The organism is Candidatus Magnetominusculus dajiuhuensis, from assembly GCF_046044395.1.
Taxonomy (GTDB): domain Bacteria; phylum Nitrospirota; class Thermodesulfovibrionia; order Thermodesulfovibrionales; family Magnetobacteriaceae; genus Magnetominusculus; species Magnetominusculus dajiuhuensis.
In genome coordinates this window covers 25,311-40,286 of sequence record NZ_JBJUSG010000007.1, presented here as the reverse complement: position 1 = coordinate 40,286, position 14,976 = coordinate 25,311, and the positions used below count along the sequence as shown (strand labels likewise).

Annotated in this window: 15 protein-coding genes; 13 read left to right on the top strand and 2 right to left on the bottom strand. The window is 44.6% G+C overall.

All coding sequences use genetic code 11. The annotated features are described in order from the left end of the window. Window positions 1–164: 164 nt before the first annotated feature. From AB7D94_RS02100 to AB7D94_RS02080, 5 genes are all read left to right on the top strand, one after another. Window positions 165–1,853, top strand: coding sequence for an ATP-binding protein (locus tag AB7D94_RS02100; protein WP_420264040.1), 1,689 nt, complete (start codon window positions 165–167; stop codon window positions 1,851–1,853). Between the two features lie 28 nt (window positions 1,854–1,881). Beyond that, the gene (locus AB7D94_RS02095) at window positions 1,882–2,937 is read left to right on the top strand and encodes a response regulator (protein WP_420264039.1); all 1,056 of its coding nucleotides are present in this window, start codon (window positions 1,882–1,884) and stop codon (window positions 2,935–2,937) included. A gap of 408 nt (window positions 2,938–3,345) precedes the next feature. Then, window positions 3,346–4,308: a sulfite exporter TauE/SafE family protein gene (locus AB7D94_RS02090; protein ID WP_420264037.1), complete on the top strand. Its 963-nt coding sequence runs from the start codon at window positions 3,346–3,348 to the stop codon at window positions 4,306–4,308. Window positions 4,309–4,328: 20 nt separating this feature from the next. Further along, complete coding sequence (locus tag AB7D94_RS02085) at window positions 4,329–4,745, top strand: hypothetical protein (RefSeq protein WP_420264034.1); 417 nt, start codon at window positions 4,329–4,331, stop codon at window positions 4,743–4,745. Between the two features lies 1 nt (window position 4,746). Next, window positions 4,747–5,601: a universal stress protein gene (locus AB7D94_RS02080; RefSeq protein WP_420264033.1), complete on the top strand. Its 855-nt coding sequence runs from the start codon at window positions 4,747–4,749 to the stop codon at window positions 5,599–5,601. Window positions 5,602–5,662: 61 nt separating this feature from the next. Here AB7D94_RS02080 and AB7D94_RS02075 read toward each other — a convergent pair whose 3' ends face one another. Further along, window positions 5,663–7,030: a sigma-54-dependent transcriptional regulator gene (locus AB7D94_RS02075; RefSeq protein WP_420264032.1), complete on the bottom strand. Its 1,368-nt coding sequence runs from the start codon at window positions 7,028–7,030 to the stop codon at window positions 5,663–5,665. A gap of 12 nt (window positions 7,031–7,042) precedes the next feature. Next, window positions 7,043–8,539, bottom strand: a complete 1,497-nt coding sequence (locus tag AB7D94_RS02070) for a sensor histidine kinase (protein ID WP_420264031.1) — start codon at window positions 8,537–8,539, stop codon at window positions 7,043–7,045. A gap of 225 nt (window positions 8,540–8,764) precedes the next feature. On the opposite strand from AB7D94_RS02070, the gene AB7D94_RS02065 reads away from it, so the two are divergent. From AB7D94_RS02065 to bioD, 8 genes are all read left to right on the top strand, one after another. Next, window positions 8,765–9,244 carry a hypothetical protein gene (locus tag AB7D94_RS02065; protein WP_420264030.1) on the top strand — a complete coding sequence of 160 codons (480 nt, stop codon included), beginning with the start codon at window positions 8,765–8,767 and terminating at the stop codon, window positions 9,242–9,244. Between the two features lie 26 nt (window positions 9,245–9,270). After that, complete coding sequence (locus AB7D94_RS02060) at window positions 9,271–9,519, top strand: hypothetical protein (RefSeq protein ID WP_420264028.1); 249 nt, start codon at window positions 9,271–9,273, stop codon at window positions 9,517–9,519. A 7-nt stretch (window positions 9,520–9,526) separates the two neighbouring features. Next, window positions 9,527–10,630: a sulfite exporter TauE/SafE family protein gene (locus AB7D94_RS02055; RefSeq protein WP_420264027.1), complete on the top strand. Its 1,104-nt coding sequence runs from the start codon at window positions 9,527–9,529 to the stop codon at window positions 10,628–10,630. A gap of 2 nt (window positions 10,631–10,632) precedes the next feature. Then, window positions 10,633–11,538: a universal stress protein gene (locus AB7D94_RS02050; RefSeq protein ID WP_420264026.1), complete on the top strand. Its 906-nt coding sequence runs from the start codon at window positions 10,633–10,635 to the stop codon at window positions 11,536–11,538. A gap of 430 nt (window positions 11,539–11,968) precedes the next feature. Then, window positions 11,969–12,262: an addiction module antidote protein gene (locus tag AB7D94_RS02045; RefSeq protein ID WP_420264025.1), complete on the top strand. Its 294-nt coding sequence runs from the start codon at window positions 11,969–11,971 to the stop codon at window positions 12,260–12,262. Between the two features lie 168 nt (window positions 12,263–12,430). Next, window positions 12,431–13,576, top strand: a complete 1,146-nt coding sequence (gene bioF, locus AB7D94_RS02040; protein WP_420264023.1) for an 8-amino-7-oxononanoate synthase — start codon at window positions 12,431–12,433, stop codon at window positions 13,574–13,576. Then, window positions 13,573–14,274 (top strand): SDR family NAD(P)-dependent oxidoreductase, encoded by a 702-nt coding sequence (locus AB7D94_RS02035; protein WP_420264022.1) that lies wholly within the window; start codon window positions 13,573–13,575, stop codon window positions 14,272–14,274. Before bioF ends, AB7D94_RS02035 begins: the two co-directional genes overlap by 4 nt. Window position 14,275: 1 nt before the next feature. Continuing rightward, window positions 14,276–14,968 carry a dethiobiotin synthase gene (gene bioD / locus AB7D94_RS02030; protein WP_420264021.1) on the top strand — a complete coding sequence of 231 codons (693 nt, stop codon included), beginning with the start codon at window positions 14,276–14,278 and terminating at the stop codon, window positions 14,966–14,968. The last annotated feature ends 8 nt before the right edge of the window (window positions 14,969–14,976 follow it).

Genomic DNA, 14,976 nt, shown 5'->3' with positions numbered 1-14,976 from the left:
TTTCATTGCGATAATTCTTTTTTGAGTATTGACTTATTTTTTTTTTTTGATATACTGTTTTCAGTTTTATATTTTAAGCCAAAAACAGCGGCGGCATTGCCGCTATATTTTGTGTTTGCAGGTTGACCGGGCAGTGATGGGTTAGCTGTAAGGAGTTTGAGCGTATGTTGAGAGATTCATGGAATATATTGATAGTTGATGATGAACACGATATACATGAGATAACCACAATCGCATTAAAACGGAAAAAATGGCGCAATAAAGGTTTAAATGTCCTTCACGCATATTCAGCACAAGAGGCGAAGACAATTCTAAAAGAACATGACAGTGTGTACTTTGAAGTAGCTCTTATAGATGTAGTAATGGAAACCGATGATGCCGGATTAGATTTATGTAAATTTATAAGAGATCATTTACCTAATAGTGTAAGGATAATCTTACGTACAGGTCAGGCTGGAAAAGCTCCAGAAGAACAGGTACTGAATGATTATGATATCGATCACTATTTAGCTAAAACAGACGCTACACCGGAAAGACTTTTTGCACTAATCCGTTCGTGCATTCACAGTTCTCAAGACCTATTAACTTTAAAGGCTTTTGGACAACAGATGAAATCATTAGTTCAAAGTCTGCCATCTGCAAGGAAAGAATCGGATTTGTTACTTTTAATGGAAGAATCTCTGATGTTTTTAGATATTAAGCATACGTCTAGAACTTTGTTTTTTTATAATATAGATGGGAAAAAATTGTTACAACCTCATATAGTTATAGAACATGGGTTAGAGCTAGATAAACTATATGAAACCCTAACCGAGCTTCATAAAGACTATAAAAATTATCAGATATGTTATGATTATAAGACAGAAGAATCTGGAGATATTTGGAAAATAGCCCTATTTCAAACTCCGTGTAGACAGGAAATAATAGCGTACGATATCCCTGAAAAACACCACAGGAAGGGGGCTCTTGTATTCAGATTAAAATATGGGTTTACTCAAAAATATGTGATTGAATATCTTCATGATGCTACGCTATTTCTTGAGAATTGGTGTATGGCGTCTGAATCAATACGGCTACAAAATGAGGTAGAAAATGACAAAATTCTTAGAGAGAAGATGTATTATGAAAGATTAGAAGGTATTGCTACCATGGTTACAGGAGTGGCTCATGAGATGAATACACCTCTCGGAGTAGCGATGACATCAAATAGGATGATTCAAGATTTAGCGCAGGAGCTTTTAACCGCACCTGATTCAGACAAGCAAGATATCGTTAATGATTTTACGCATTCGTGTTCCCTTTTAGAAAAAAACATTGTGCGCGCACAGGATCTAATAAAAAGTTTTAAACAATTATCTTCAGGTCAATTGACAGACCACTATGATGAGTTTGATATAACTTCGATAATTAAGGATTGCATTGAATCTATGAGCCCTGAATTAAGGAAAAAACAAATAAATGTACGTCTGCAAGCAGAAAGTGAAAATAATGACTGGAAAGGGTACGCTTCACATTTATCGCAAGTCATCATTAATATGATACAGAATATTATACGCTACGCCTACAAAGAATGCGATAATGGAGGTGAAGCAGAAATTATCGTAAATCATATAAATAACACATACATTATAGAAATAGAAGATTATGGAAGTGGGATGTCACCAGATACTCTCAAATGTATTTTTGATCCATTTTTTACGACAGGTCGTAAAGATGGTGGGACGGGGTTAGGTTTAGCGATCTCTCAAAATATCGTTACTAATTTACTAGATGGTAAGATTAAATGCGAGAGTGAGCTTAATAAGGGGACTAAGTTCAAGATAACGCTTCCGAGCGAAGTTAAGAAACACTAAAAGCTAATGTCTATGGGGGGTATATTTTATGAGGTCAGAAAATACTTGGAATCTACTTATAGTTGATGATGAAGAAGACATTCACGGGATAACTAGAATTTCGCTAAAACGGAAGCAATACCGTGATAGATCACTAAATATGATACATGCTTATTCAGCTAAAGAAGCAATAAAAGTTCTGAGCGAAAACGACAAAGATTTTTTTGATGTTGCATTGATTGATGTCGTTATGGAAGAAGATACAGCAGGCTTAGGTCTTTGTAAATATATAAGAGAGAATTATCCTGTTAGTTTTAGATTAATATTGCGTACAGGTCAGGCTGGTAAAGCTCCCGAAGAACAAGTAATGAACACATATGATATTGATCATTACTTAGCAAAAACAGAAGCTACTCCAGAACGAATATTTGGTTTGATTCGTTCTTGTTTAAGGGTTTCTGAAGAAATACAGACTGTCTTAGCTCTTACATCTCAAATACAAAGTTTTTCAGGAAAGATTCTAGCTGATTCCGGTAACTTTGATACTTTTATTGAACCAATCAAACAGGCATTGGTTTTTTTAGAAAAAAAACATGCCCTAAACCCGGCATCGGTACTAATAGGTAGTTTTTCAAAGAAAGATAATCGCCTGGAAAGAGTTGTAGGGAATCAACTTAATGGTGTAGATGAAGCTTCATTGAAAAAGATATTTGAGCTAGCGGTTAATGAATGTCTTCAGCCTTATACATTTTATGGAGAATTTTCTGATATTACGTTGAATGATAATGAGTATCTTGTTATACTTCCACTTACAAATGAATTACCGAACGAGGCTTCAACAGAAGATAAGAAGGAATATAAGAAACAAATAAAAACACAAAACAAGTATTTCTCATGGATAAAACAGATATTCTCTTCATCAGAAGAAGTAAATGTATTATCTTGTGTCTTTATTCGCTCCTCAGACAAATTAACCCAGTCTTCTTTAGATCAGATATTATCTGATCTAAGAATATATGGTGAAAGTTGGAAAATAGCTTACTTAGCTTATTATAAGCAGAAAAGTATAAAACAAGAGGAGCAGTTATTGGCTGGGGAAGGATGATCAGGGAGGGTTCGGGGGACACAGTACTTAATTCTGTTGAAGGAATCTCTATTCAGGAGGCAGCGGAGAGTGAAATAAGCATTGTCACACCATGAACTTCCTCTGAGTTCAGCGCTTGTTCTTAGCCTCTAATAGCGAGTTTGACCTGCGAGAAGAGGTTTGTTAAGAGAGCAATTGTCAACATTTAGGAAGCCATCGGGGAATTGCGGAAAAACCTCTATTGTCGAGGACAAAATTAGGCACAGTTAGAAATAGTGCAGTTAGAAATAGTGCAGTTAGAAATAGTGCTTGACATTAGGTTGCTCTGTTTATTAGTATTGTGCTGCCGGAGTTGCTGCAGAACTATGGAGGTGAAGGCTTACGAAGTATAATATCAATAAAATCGATGAAAGATGGAGGGTATTTGAGATGCCAGCTCTTAAAAGGGTTGCAGTTGTGGTCGTTGCGGCAATAATATTGGCAGCACTATGTTCTATGGCATTTGCGGAGGCGCCTGTCAAGGAGGTAGTCGCAAAGGCCAGCACTGTGCCGTGGTGGGTATGGCCGTTGAGCCTGTTCTTATTGACGTTTGTGTTGGGAGTGGTTGCGGTGTTGGGCGGTGTCGGCGGTGGGGTGTTGTTTGTGCCGATAGTGGGCGGGTTTTTTCCATTTCATTTAGATTTTGTAAGAGGGGCTGGGTTATTGGTAGCGCTGGCGGGTGCGTTGGCGGCAGGCCCGGGACTGCTGAAAAAGGGAATGGCCAATCTTAGATTGGCGTTGCCAGTGGGTTTAATAGCGTCGGCCTGCGCCATAGTAGGGGCTATGATAGGCCTTGCGCTTCCGACCAATGTAGTGCAAACTGCCTTGGGTATAACGATACTTGGGATTGTTGGCATTATAATAAAGGCAAAGAAGTCCGAATATCCTGAGGTCAAAGTGGCGGATCCATTGTCAACCGCGTTAAGAATAAACGGGATATATCACGAGGTCTCAACGGGTGAGGACATAAATTGGAAGGTTCACAGGACGCCGCTGGGGTTGGGATTATTTATAATAATAGGGGTAATGGCCGGCATGTTTGGCCTTGGAGCGGGCTGGGCAAACGTACCTGTGTTAAATATCCTGATGGGCGCGCCATTAAAGGTGGCCGTGTCGTCGAGCAAGTTTCTTTTGTCAATAACGGATACGTCGGCGGCGTGGATATATGTAAATAATGGCGCTGTGCTGCCGATGATGGTAGTGCCGTCAATTATCGGCATAATGCTCGGCTCGATGGTAGGGGTAAAGATTCTGGCAAAGACTAAACCGGCGGCAGTGCGATATATAGTAATAATAATGCTTTTTTTTGCCGGCTCAAGGGCTTTGTTAAAGGGACTCGGCATCTGGAACTAATTTAAAAAGGAGCTATATATATGGAAAAGAAAGTTGTAGCAACCGAAGAGCAGTTAAGATATGCGGTGTTGTTGAGTTATGGCATGAAAATAGGAATGCTAATGCTCCTTATATCGTTTGCCGTTTACGCGTTAGGAATATTGCCCCCTTTTGTGCCAGTAGATGATTTGCCTAAGCTATGGAGCATGTCGGTGCATGATTATCTGCATGAGACGGGCATTCATCCAGGATGGACATGGCTTACAATGCTGAATAAGGGAGACTTTTTGAACTTCCTCGGTGTGGCGTTTTTGGGAGGCGTGACAATAGTGTGTTTCCTTGCTATAATACCGATTCTGATGAGGAAAAAGGACTATGTATATGCCTTGATAGCCGCACTGGAGGTTACGGTTTTGATTTTAGCAGCCTCAGGAATATTAAAATCTGGAGGACACTGAAGTGAACGAAGATAAATATAGAATGAATCTAATGGGAGAGTTAGAGTCAATACTATTGGCTACGGACGGCTCCGAGTACAGCGGCGGCGCGATAAAAGAGGCGATAAATTTTGCGCGGGCTTGCAAGACGGTATTAACTGTACTGCGGGTACTGGAATATAATTCTGAATTCGAGACTGAGGGCCTTAAGTATGTTGACGAGATCGAAAAGAAGGCCGCGGAACACTTCGACATGATCAGAACAGCGGCCGCGGAACAAAATGTCGAATGCGACATCGTGGTAAGAAGGTCAACACAGGCGTATGAAACTATAATAGACGAGGCAAAGAAAACAAAGGCCGATATAATAATAATGGGAAGAAGGGGAAATACCGGACTAAAGAAGCTGATGTTGGGAAGCCAGACGGCAAAGACAATAGCCTACGCCCCTTGTAAGGTGTTGGTCGTACCAAAGGATGCCGAGATAAAGGGAGAGAACATAATGCTTGCCACTGACGGCTCTAAATACAGCGAAGCGGCACAGGCAGAGGCTATTATGATGGCAAAGAGGTGCCCGTTTGTAAAGAACTTTTTGGCTGTATCAGTGGCAAAGAGCGAGGATAGGGTAGCCGCTGTTGAGAGAAATCTTGCAAAAGTAAGGGAAGTGGCTGAGAAAGCTGGTGTAAAGGTTGACACGCTGGCACTGAAAGGCGATCCATATAAGGCAATCGTAAACGCATCAATGGAGACGGACAGGGACATAGTTATAATGGGAACACATGGAAGAACGGGATTAGAGAGGCTTCTGATGGGAAGCGTGGCCGAAAGGGTAGTAGCCCTTGCAATGTGTTCGATACTGGTAACTAAAACACTATAATTTACGAGGTCAAGGAGGGTTACCCTCCTTGCGGGGGACTGGGGGCAGCGCCCCCGGTGTCTTAATCAGTTTCCTCATCCAGGCCGTACTTCGCCAGTTTTCTCCATAGCGATACCCTGTCTATACCAAGTATTTTTGCCGCTCCTGACTTGTTACCCTTTACCTCGTTCAGCACCCATTTGATGTATGTACGTTCCTGTTGTTCTAATGTGGGGATGTTACCATCTTTTCGTCTGAATGTCCTTATATTTAAATCCCTCAAGTCATCGGAGAGATGGACGGCCTCTATTGACTTGCCGTTTGAGAGCGCTACCCCGCGTTCGATGATGTTTTCGAGTTCTCTGACGTTACCCGGGAAATCGTAACTCTCCAGGACATCCAGCACCTCTTTCGATACCTCCTCCACGTCTTTTTTCATCAGCGTGGCGTATTTCTTTAAAAAGTGGTAACTCAACAGCGCAATATCGTCTTTTCTTTCAGCAAGTGGTGGTATGCGCATGGTAACGACGTTTAACCTGAAATAGAGGTCACTCCTGAATTTCCCGCTATTTATAGATTCTTTTATGCCCTTGTTCGACGCCGAAACAATTCTGACGTCAACTGTTATCGGCTCTGTCCCGCCCACCCTCAGCATCTCCCGCTCCTGAAGAACCCTCAGGAGTTTGACCTGCATTGCAGGGGACATCTCCGTCACCTCGTCAAGGAACAACGTACCGCCCGACGCTACCTCCATCAGCCCCTTTTTCTGAGCAATAGCACCCGTGAAGGCGCCTTTTTCGTGGCCGAACAGCTCGTTTGTGAGGAGTTCGTCCGAGAATGCCCCGCAGTTAATAGCGAACAAAGGTCCGTTTGCCCTCCTGCTGTTATAATGAATATATTTTACCAACAATTCCTTGCCTGTGCCGCTTTCGCCGCGTATAATTATGCTGCAATCGGTAGGGGCAATCTGCCTTGCTGTCTCTAACAGGGTTAACATGTCCTTGTTTTGTGTGATTATTTTTACCTTTCCCTGGTATGCATCAATAAGTTCCCTAAGCAGTCTGTTTTCTTTTTTCAGTGCGACTTTCTCAGCGGCCTCTTTTGTTACCTTTCTCACCTCTTCAAGCCGGAATGGTTTTGCGATATAGTAAAATGCGCCTTGTTTCATTGTGTTTACCGCCGATTCAAGCGTCGCAAACCCGGTTATCATTATCACCTCGGTATCGGGATGAAGCTCCCTGGACCTTTTTAGTACTTGTAATCCATCGATTTTTTCCATCTTTAAATCCGTAAGCACTACATCGAAATCCTGAGTTTCAAGCAATTTAATGGCACTGGCGCCGCTTTGTGTGCTCACTACCTCATAGCCTTCCTTGTTCATAACGTGCTCAAGATTTTGAAGGGCTATCTTTTCATCGTCAACTATTAATATCTTTGCCTTACTATTCATTTTTTGTCCATCCTAAGAACTTTGATGCCCACCGGGTAATCTGACCAAAAAAGATGTACCCTTGCCAGGCTCACTTGAGACCGCTATACAGCCACCGTGTTCCTCAATTATCTCATTCACTATAAACAGGCCTAAGCCTGAGCCTTTGCCCACTTCTTTTGTCGTAAAAAAAGGGTCAAAAATGGATTTTAATATCTCGCCGTTCATCCCTGAGCCGGTGTCTTTGACCATTACGTCAACCGCAGACGGCATTGCGGAACACCTCCCCTGAAGTGTAAAACAATGCTCAATTCCCTTCATACATTTGTCAGGATGCATGATTGTCCTTGCTGTTATGGATATTTCCCCTTCGGCTTCTATCGCATCAACACCATTTTTAATAAGATTCAAAAAAACCTGCTGTATCCTCTGTTTATCCGCATAGATTGTGGTATCTTCGGGAATATCTATATTTATCTTAACATTCGACGGCTGCTGCCCTCTTATAAACCGGATCGTCTCCTGCAGCAGTCCATATAGATTTACAATGTCCTTTTTAAAAAGCCTGTCTTTTGCGAAATCCAGCAAGGAGCGCACAATGTTGCGTGCCCTGTTAGTTTGGCTGTCAATATTCGACAGAAGCTCTTTCTTGTATTCGATGTCTCCTTCCTCTATTTCCTCAATCAAAATCTGGCACGACGACGATATATTCGACAACGGGTTGTTCAGCTCATGTGCCACGCCTGAAAGAAGCGTCCCAAGCGAGGCCAGTTTCTCAGACTGTATTAAATGCCTCCGCCTTAGCTCCATTTCTCCTAACAGATTATTAAAGGCGTTTGCAAGAGACACCGCCTCCATATCTTTCGAGTTTATAACAATCTTCTCAAACCCGCCTTCAGAAATTAGTCTCAGGCTGTCATGGAGCTGCTTTAGTGGCCTCACCACTATTTTAGATAAGATGTGCCCTACCAAAAGCCCTAAAATCGTGAGGGTTAAGATAGATATAATAAGAATCCGCCTGGAATTCGATAACACCTTTCGCAATACCTCCCGTTCTTTCTGTGAGATTTTCTCCGCGTTGTTCGTTATGTCCCTGCCAAGCGTCCTTATTTGATTTCTCAGGTTTTCCATTCGGGCATCAGTAAGTGCCGATTCTCTTTTTGCCAACCGGTAGCCAGTCATCATCAGCTTATATTTCAGTAGTTTTTCGCTTATCTGCGCCGCCTCTTTGCCGTATGAAGCATCGCCGAATGTGCCGGTATTGCCGTTGATTATTTCGATTGCCTTTTTCATGTATCGCAGGTGCTCATCTACATCGTTTTCTACGCCATATAAAAAATAATTCTTCTCAAACCTCCTCATCTCAAGTGTTGTATCGAAAAATTCGTTTATTACCTCACCAAACAGTATCTCCCGCTCCATGTATTCCATTTCAATAAACGCAAATAACGAAAACCCTATTATCATAACGAGTACGATAAAGTAGCCAAAGATTATCTTTTTTCTGATGCTAGTTTGAACATTAACCATTCGGCCCTCCAGTTGCATTATGCAACATCATACGCATTTTATGCAACAGGCATTTGCAGGCAAAGTATCGGTATTCTGATCGCGGCGTTTCATTTTGCAACGATTCATACATATCCACAATCCTATAATAATCGTTTATTATCAATAAGTTATAGGCTGGCACGTTCCTTGATATATACAAAGATAGTTAATGCGCAGCATAAAACAACAAGGAGGTACTTAGGTATGGGTAAACTAGGCAAGAAACTCGATAATATTTTTTCGGCAATAACCTTTGCCGAGGCAGGCGACCACGACTACGCAAGGGAGTTAATGAACGAAAAACGGAACATTCTCCTTGCCGTTAAAGAGTCGGAGATCGAAAGGAAGACACTGACTTACGCAATCAACACATGTAAGAGAGTCAAGGCCACGCTTGATATTCTGTATGTCTCTGAGGGAACGAATACTGACCCGATTGTCGAGCATTTTTTCGATGAGCTGAAGGCCGAGGGCATTAATTACACCTTCACACGGGGAAGCGGCACGCTGAAGCAATCGGTGCTGGACTATGCCAAAGTCAACAACGACGTATTGTGTGTAATAATGGAGTCCCCTGAAGAGCCTGTGGTAGATCATAAGAGAAAGGAAAAAGGCATGTCAGAGACATGGAAGAACATTAACTGCCCGCTTGTTTTAGTAAAAGCCGGGATTATACAAAAATAACAAATCTAACTTAAAGGAGAGAAATCATGGCAGGAGACATCAGCAAATTCAGGAAAAAGCACTACGGCAAGGCTATTGTTTTAGGAGTTGTTTCTCTGGTACTTTACACGATACTGTTTACGGAACAACACGTGTTAAACGAGGTTTTTGCAAAGGGAGGCTACTTCGCGCTCCTTCCAATTGCCACGGCGTTTTTGTTCTCGTTCGTACACGGTAATTTTACCGGAAATTTCTGGGATATCATTGGTATCTCGGCAAAAAAAGAGAAGAGGTGATATAACCATGCATGATATAGCAGCACAGGCCTCAAATTTCATTGACTTAACAACAACGACCGGGGTGTATCTGTTTATAGTCGGGTTTATCGGGGGATTAGTAAGCGGGTTTATTGGTTCGGGTGGCGCCTTTGTCTTAACGCCCGCGATGATGAGCCTTGGAGTTCCGGGTCTCGTTGCCGTTGCAAGCAACATGTGCCACAAGTTTCCTAAGGCTCTCATAGGGGCAATAAAGCGTTACAGGTATGGTCAGGTGGATGTTAAATTAGGGGTAATCATGGGTATCTCAGGCGAGGCAGGGGTGCTTTACGGGGCCAGCATTCAGGAGAAGATTAAACATGCCTTTGGCGACGCCGGCTCAAACCTTTACGTAAGCGTGGCCTTTGTCGTGGTACTTGGTATAGTTGGCTCTATAATCCTCAAAGACGTCATGAAAAGTTACAAGAATCAGACCACAAACGACGAGGAAACAGTGACTGCGTTAGCCCGTTGGGTACAGTCCATCCACATCCCGGGCACGATGGTGTACTTTAAATCATTAAACGCCCGAATCTCCGTGTTGTTTACCATACCGCTGGGGTTTGCCACTGGAATACTGGCGGCCACGATTGCGGTGGGCGGCTTTGTCGGCGTACCGTCAATGATGTATGTACTGGGCGCGCCAGGCCTTATGGCATCCGCCACAGAACTGGTAATAGCCTTTGTCATGGGTGTCGGGGGTTCATTAAAATATGCCTTGCACGGCCTCGTTGATATCAGGCTTGCCATGCTGATACTTGGCGGGTCACTGTTTGGCATTCAGCTTGGCGCCATTGGCACAACCTACGTCAAGCCGTTTATGATAAAAGTGGTCATGGCCAATATTATGCTGATAGTGTTATTCAGCCGTGGGCTTATGGTACCTGTATATCTGTCTCAGCTTGGTTTGATTAGCCCGCTTGGAGATAGTATGGTCAAGATGTTGAAGAGCACGAGTTTTGCGATAATGATTCTGGCCCTCCTTATTGGCGCATTTATCATACTTAAGGCCATAATTAAGGGCTTAATCGCCGAGCACCAGCTTAATCTCAAGTTGGCCGTAAAACAACAGACTGTATCCGGAGGGCGATAATCATGGTAGCAACTGAAGTCTCAAGAATGAAAATGACGGAAGTCTCAAAAATGGATATAATGTACAAGACGCAGCTCATGGGGGAATTAAAATCCCTGCTCCTTGCAACAGATGGTTCGCAATACAGCGAAGGGGCAATAAAAGAGGCACTCTTGTTAGCCAAATCCTGCGGCATCAAGCTCACGCTGCTGTATGTGAATGGATTGAGCGGCGGCTACGAAAGCGGCGGGATGACATTTGTTGAGCATATAGACAGCAAACTCACGAAATATTTCGATGACATAAGGGAACTGGCCGCCGAGGAAAACGTCGAGCTTGATATCGTCATAAGAAGGACAGATGACACCTTTGAAGGGATAATCGAAGAGTCCTACGAAAAAAGAAGCGACGTAATAATAATGGGAAGGCGGGGGATGACCGGTCTGAAGAGGATGCTGATGGGCAGTGTTACGGCAAAGATAATTGCCTATGCCCCGTGCAAGGTGCTGGTAGTGCCCAAAGATTCCGAAGTTAAAGGAGAGAGGGTTATGCTGGCAACGGACGGCTCATCCTTCAGCGCCTCAGCAGAAAAAGAGGCCATAAATATGGCAAAAAGATGCCCGCAGGTCAAATCTCTCACAGTGCTTTCAGTCGCGCAAAGCGATACGAGGCTTCCCGAGGCACAGGACATAGTTGCACGGGTGAAGACCGCGGCAGGGATCGCGGGGGTCAAGGCCGTTACCGTTACCGGTGTGGGCAATCCCTACGAGTTTATAGTTAACAAGGCGAAGGAGCTGGACATAAATGTCATCCTTATGGGCACGCATGGAAGGACTGGGATAAACAGGCTTCTGATGGGCAGCGTTGCGGAAAGGGTGGTTGCCCTTTCGCACTGTTCGGTACTTGTTATAAAAGAAAGTCTCCAGTAGAAGGTCAGCAACATAGTACGAAAGGGAAGTGGGGCGCGTTGCACTTCCCTTTCGTCTTTATTATCACGCAAATAACTGCCGCCGCCTTTTCCCCCAACTATATCGCTATGGGAAAATCACCATAACTTGAAAAATAAGTAGCTTGTCGGCTACACTAAATTAAAGATTTGCAACTATCGGACATTAAATAAGCTAATTGCCTATGCGGTTAACTCCTTTTATATCCTTGCCGTCATTCCGGCTTGTCTGGAATCGGCCTCTAATCTTCTGCGTATGTGGCAATACTATATGGAATATAGGACAATGGGGAAAGGTCAAGGACTGATTCCGGACAAGCCGGAATGACGACAAGGGGATTTAGAGCAAAAGCAAGGGGCAAAGGTAAGGACAGCGGAGTTAAACATAGGCAATAAAAGCTTAGGAGGTGATAATGGCAAAAAAAACAATAAATTATAGAGATGCTCTGATAGATTCATTACAAGACCCGGAAGAGGCAGTTTCGTATCTTAATGCCGCTCTGGAGGAGGACTCCTGTGAGGCCTTTTTGCTGGCGCTTCGTAATGTTGCCGAATCACTGGGATTTTCTAATATTTCCAGAAAATCAAATCTTAGCAGAGAGAGCATGTACCGCATGCTTTCAGGAAAGGGCAATCCAAAATTTTCAACTCTTTCGGCGTTACTTAGAAGTTTAAACCTAAAACTTTCCGTGAGGGTTAAAGAGTAAGCAGTCACGAATTAGCAGACCTGACACCATGTTGCAAACAAATGAGTCATGTAAAATGCCATCATAGCGCGTTTGCCCTGACTTTTTTACCTGAAGATTGATTTATCCCGAAAATTCGTGTTATGTTTCTGATTATAGCGCGTCTGCATCGGCGGTGCGCGGCGGCCAATGGACTACTACGATAAAATAGAAGAACTCAAAAGGCAAGATCTCCTTCGCTCAGTCAAAGACAGAGACTGCCGCACGGGCAGGACGATTACTATTGCTGGCCGTGAGTTTCTGAATTTCTCCTCAAACGACTACCTCGGCCTTGCCTCAAACCCGGTGATTGTCAGGGCAGCTCAAAATGCCCTCATGGATTTTGGGCACGGCGCGGGGGCGTCACGTCTCCTTAGCGGCGGCACCTCACTTCATGCCATGCTGGAAGACAAGACCGCCTCATTCAAAGGCGCCGACAAGGCCGTTATGTTTAACTCCGGCTACGCCGCAAACACCGGGGCTATCCCCGCCCTGACAGATGCCCACTGCGCCATCTTCAGCGATGCGCTCAACCACGCCAGTATCGTAGATGGCTGCAAGCTTAGTGCCGCAAAAAAGTATATATATAAACACAACGACCTTAACCACCTTGAGACGCTGCTTCGTAAATCGCAAAATCCCCCCACCAATACATTTGTCATCACCGAGTCGGTCTTCAGCATGGACGGCGATGTCGCTGATATTTATAATCTGCATATGTTGTGCAGAAAATATGACACGGTTCTCTACATTGATGACGCCCACGCAACCGGCGTCCTTGGAAACGGCAAAGGCGCACTGGCGCATTTTAACGTAACGCCGGACAATAATATAATCCAAATGGGGACATACTCCAAGTCCCTCGGCTCAGTCGGAGGGTTTGTTGCCGCCTCAGAGGCGGTAATTGATTATTTATTTAACACCGCGCGTTCTCTCATATACTCAACCGCCCTGCCCGCCTCTGCGGCCGCGGCATCCCTTGCGGCAATTGATTACGTCGTGGCTCACCCGGAGCTAATCTCCAGACTCAGGGGGAATATCACCGCCTGCCGCCGTATGCTTCTGTCAAAGGAATTCTCTGTCTCAATGGATTTGACGCCAATTATTCCCATAGTGCTTGATTCTACGGTTGAGACCTTACGCATTTCAGGGCGTTTGCTTGACAGTGGTATCTATGTCCCCGCCATCAGGCCGCCGACAGTGAAAACGCCACGACTGCGGATTTCTATTTCGGCCTCCCATGAACAAGCGGACATTGCCCACCTCGCCAATGCCCTGGCTGAGGCCCGTAAATGAGCGTTGCTCTGGTCACAGGGGCATCAGGAGGAATTGGCAGGGCAGTCTGCCTGAAACTCCTTCAACACAACTATGATGTCATCGCCCACTATAACACCGCAGACGAAAAATTTCTTGACCATTTTAGAGAACACGCCTCACGCGTACGCCCCGTGCGGGCCGATATAACGAATGGAAGCGACATAGATGACCTATCCAAACTGATACAGGCCCAATACGGCACAATTGACCATGTTATCAACGCCGCCGGCATTGCCGCCGACGGGTTATTAATCACATACAATGAGAGGCAATGGGACGAGGTGATAGCAGTAAACCTGAGCGGCTGTTTCAGGGTTATTAGGGCGATGCTGCCGTTAATGGCACATGGGGGACATATAATAACAATATCTTCACACTCGGCAGTCAGTGGCACAGTCGGGCAGTGTGCCTATAGTGCGTCAAAGTCCGCCCTGCTTGGCCTTACGCTGTCACTGGCAGGGGAATTGGCCCCACGCAACATCAGGGTAAACGCCGTAATGCCGGGCTATTGCGGGACGCCGATGGGGCTGGCTAATCCAAAGGCCCTTGCGGCTGCCAGAGCAGACAGCGCACTCAACACGCTGTCTGACGTGGAGGAGGCCGCTGAGTTGATCTTATTTATACTTAATACTAAAACTGTCACAGGACAGTTCTTTACGCTGGACAGCCGGTGTTGATATGAGGGGGTTTTTCGTCACAGGCACGGACACCGGCGTGGGCAAGACCGTCGTCAGCGCCCTCATGGCCGTCCTGCTCATGGAAAAGGGTTTTAATGTAATAGTAAGAAAGCCAATTGAGACCGGCTGCGCCGATGTTAATAACACACTAATTCCCAAAGACGGCCTTTTCTTAAAGACAATTACAGGTTCAACCGAAGACCTCAAAGTAATAACCCCTATTAGATTCGCTCATCCGCTTGCCCCTCTGGCGGCGGCCACTGCCGAAAACACGACGATAGACATCGCTGAAATATATAAATCCTTCGACTGTATAGACAACTCCTCTGTGGCAATCGTAGAGGGCATCGGGGGCTTGCTCGTGCCGATTACGGAGACATTCTTCGCCTCTGACCTGATAAAAAAACTCAACCTGCCGGTCATCCTCGTCTCGTCCAACAGGCTTGGGACTATCAACCACACGCTTCTTTCGCTGGAATATATGAAAAACAAGGCAATCACCGTTGCCGGACTAGTTTTTAACAATACAACCAGCGTTCGTGACATGTCGGTAAACACGAATATCGGCCTGATAAGGCGGTTGACCGCCGTGCCGATAATAGCCACCGTGCCTTTTCTTGATACAATAGATTATAATACGCTGGCTGATGTTGCAAAGACAGTGGATTATGGTACAATCAGGGGTTTTCTATAATGGGCTAT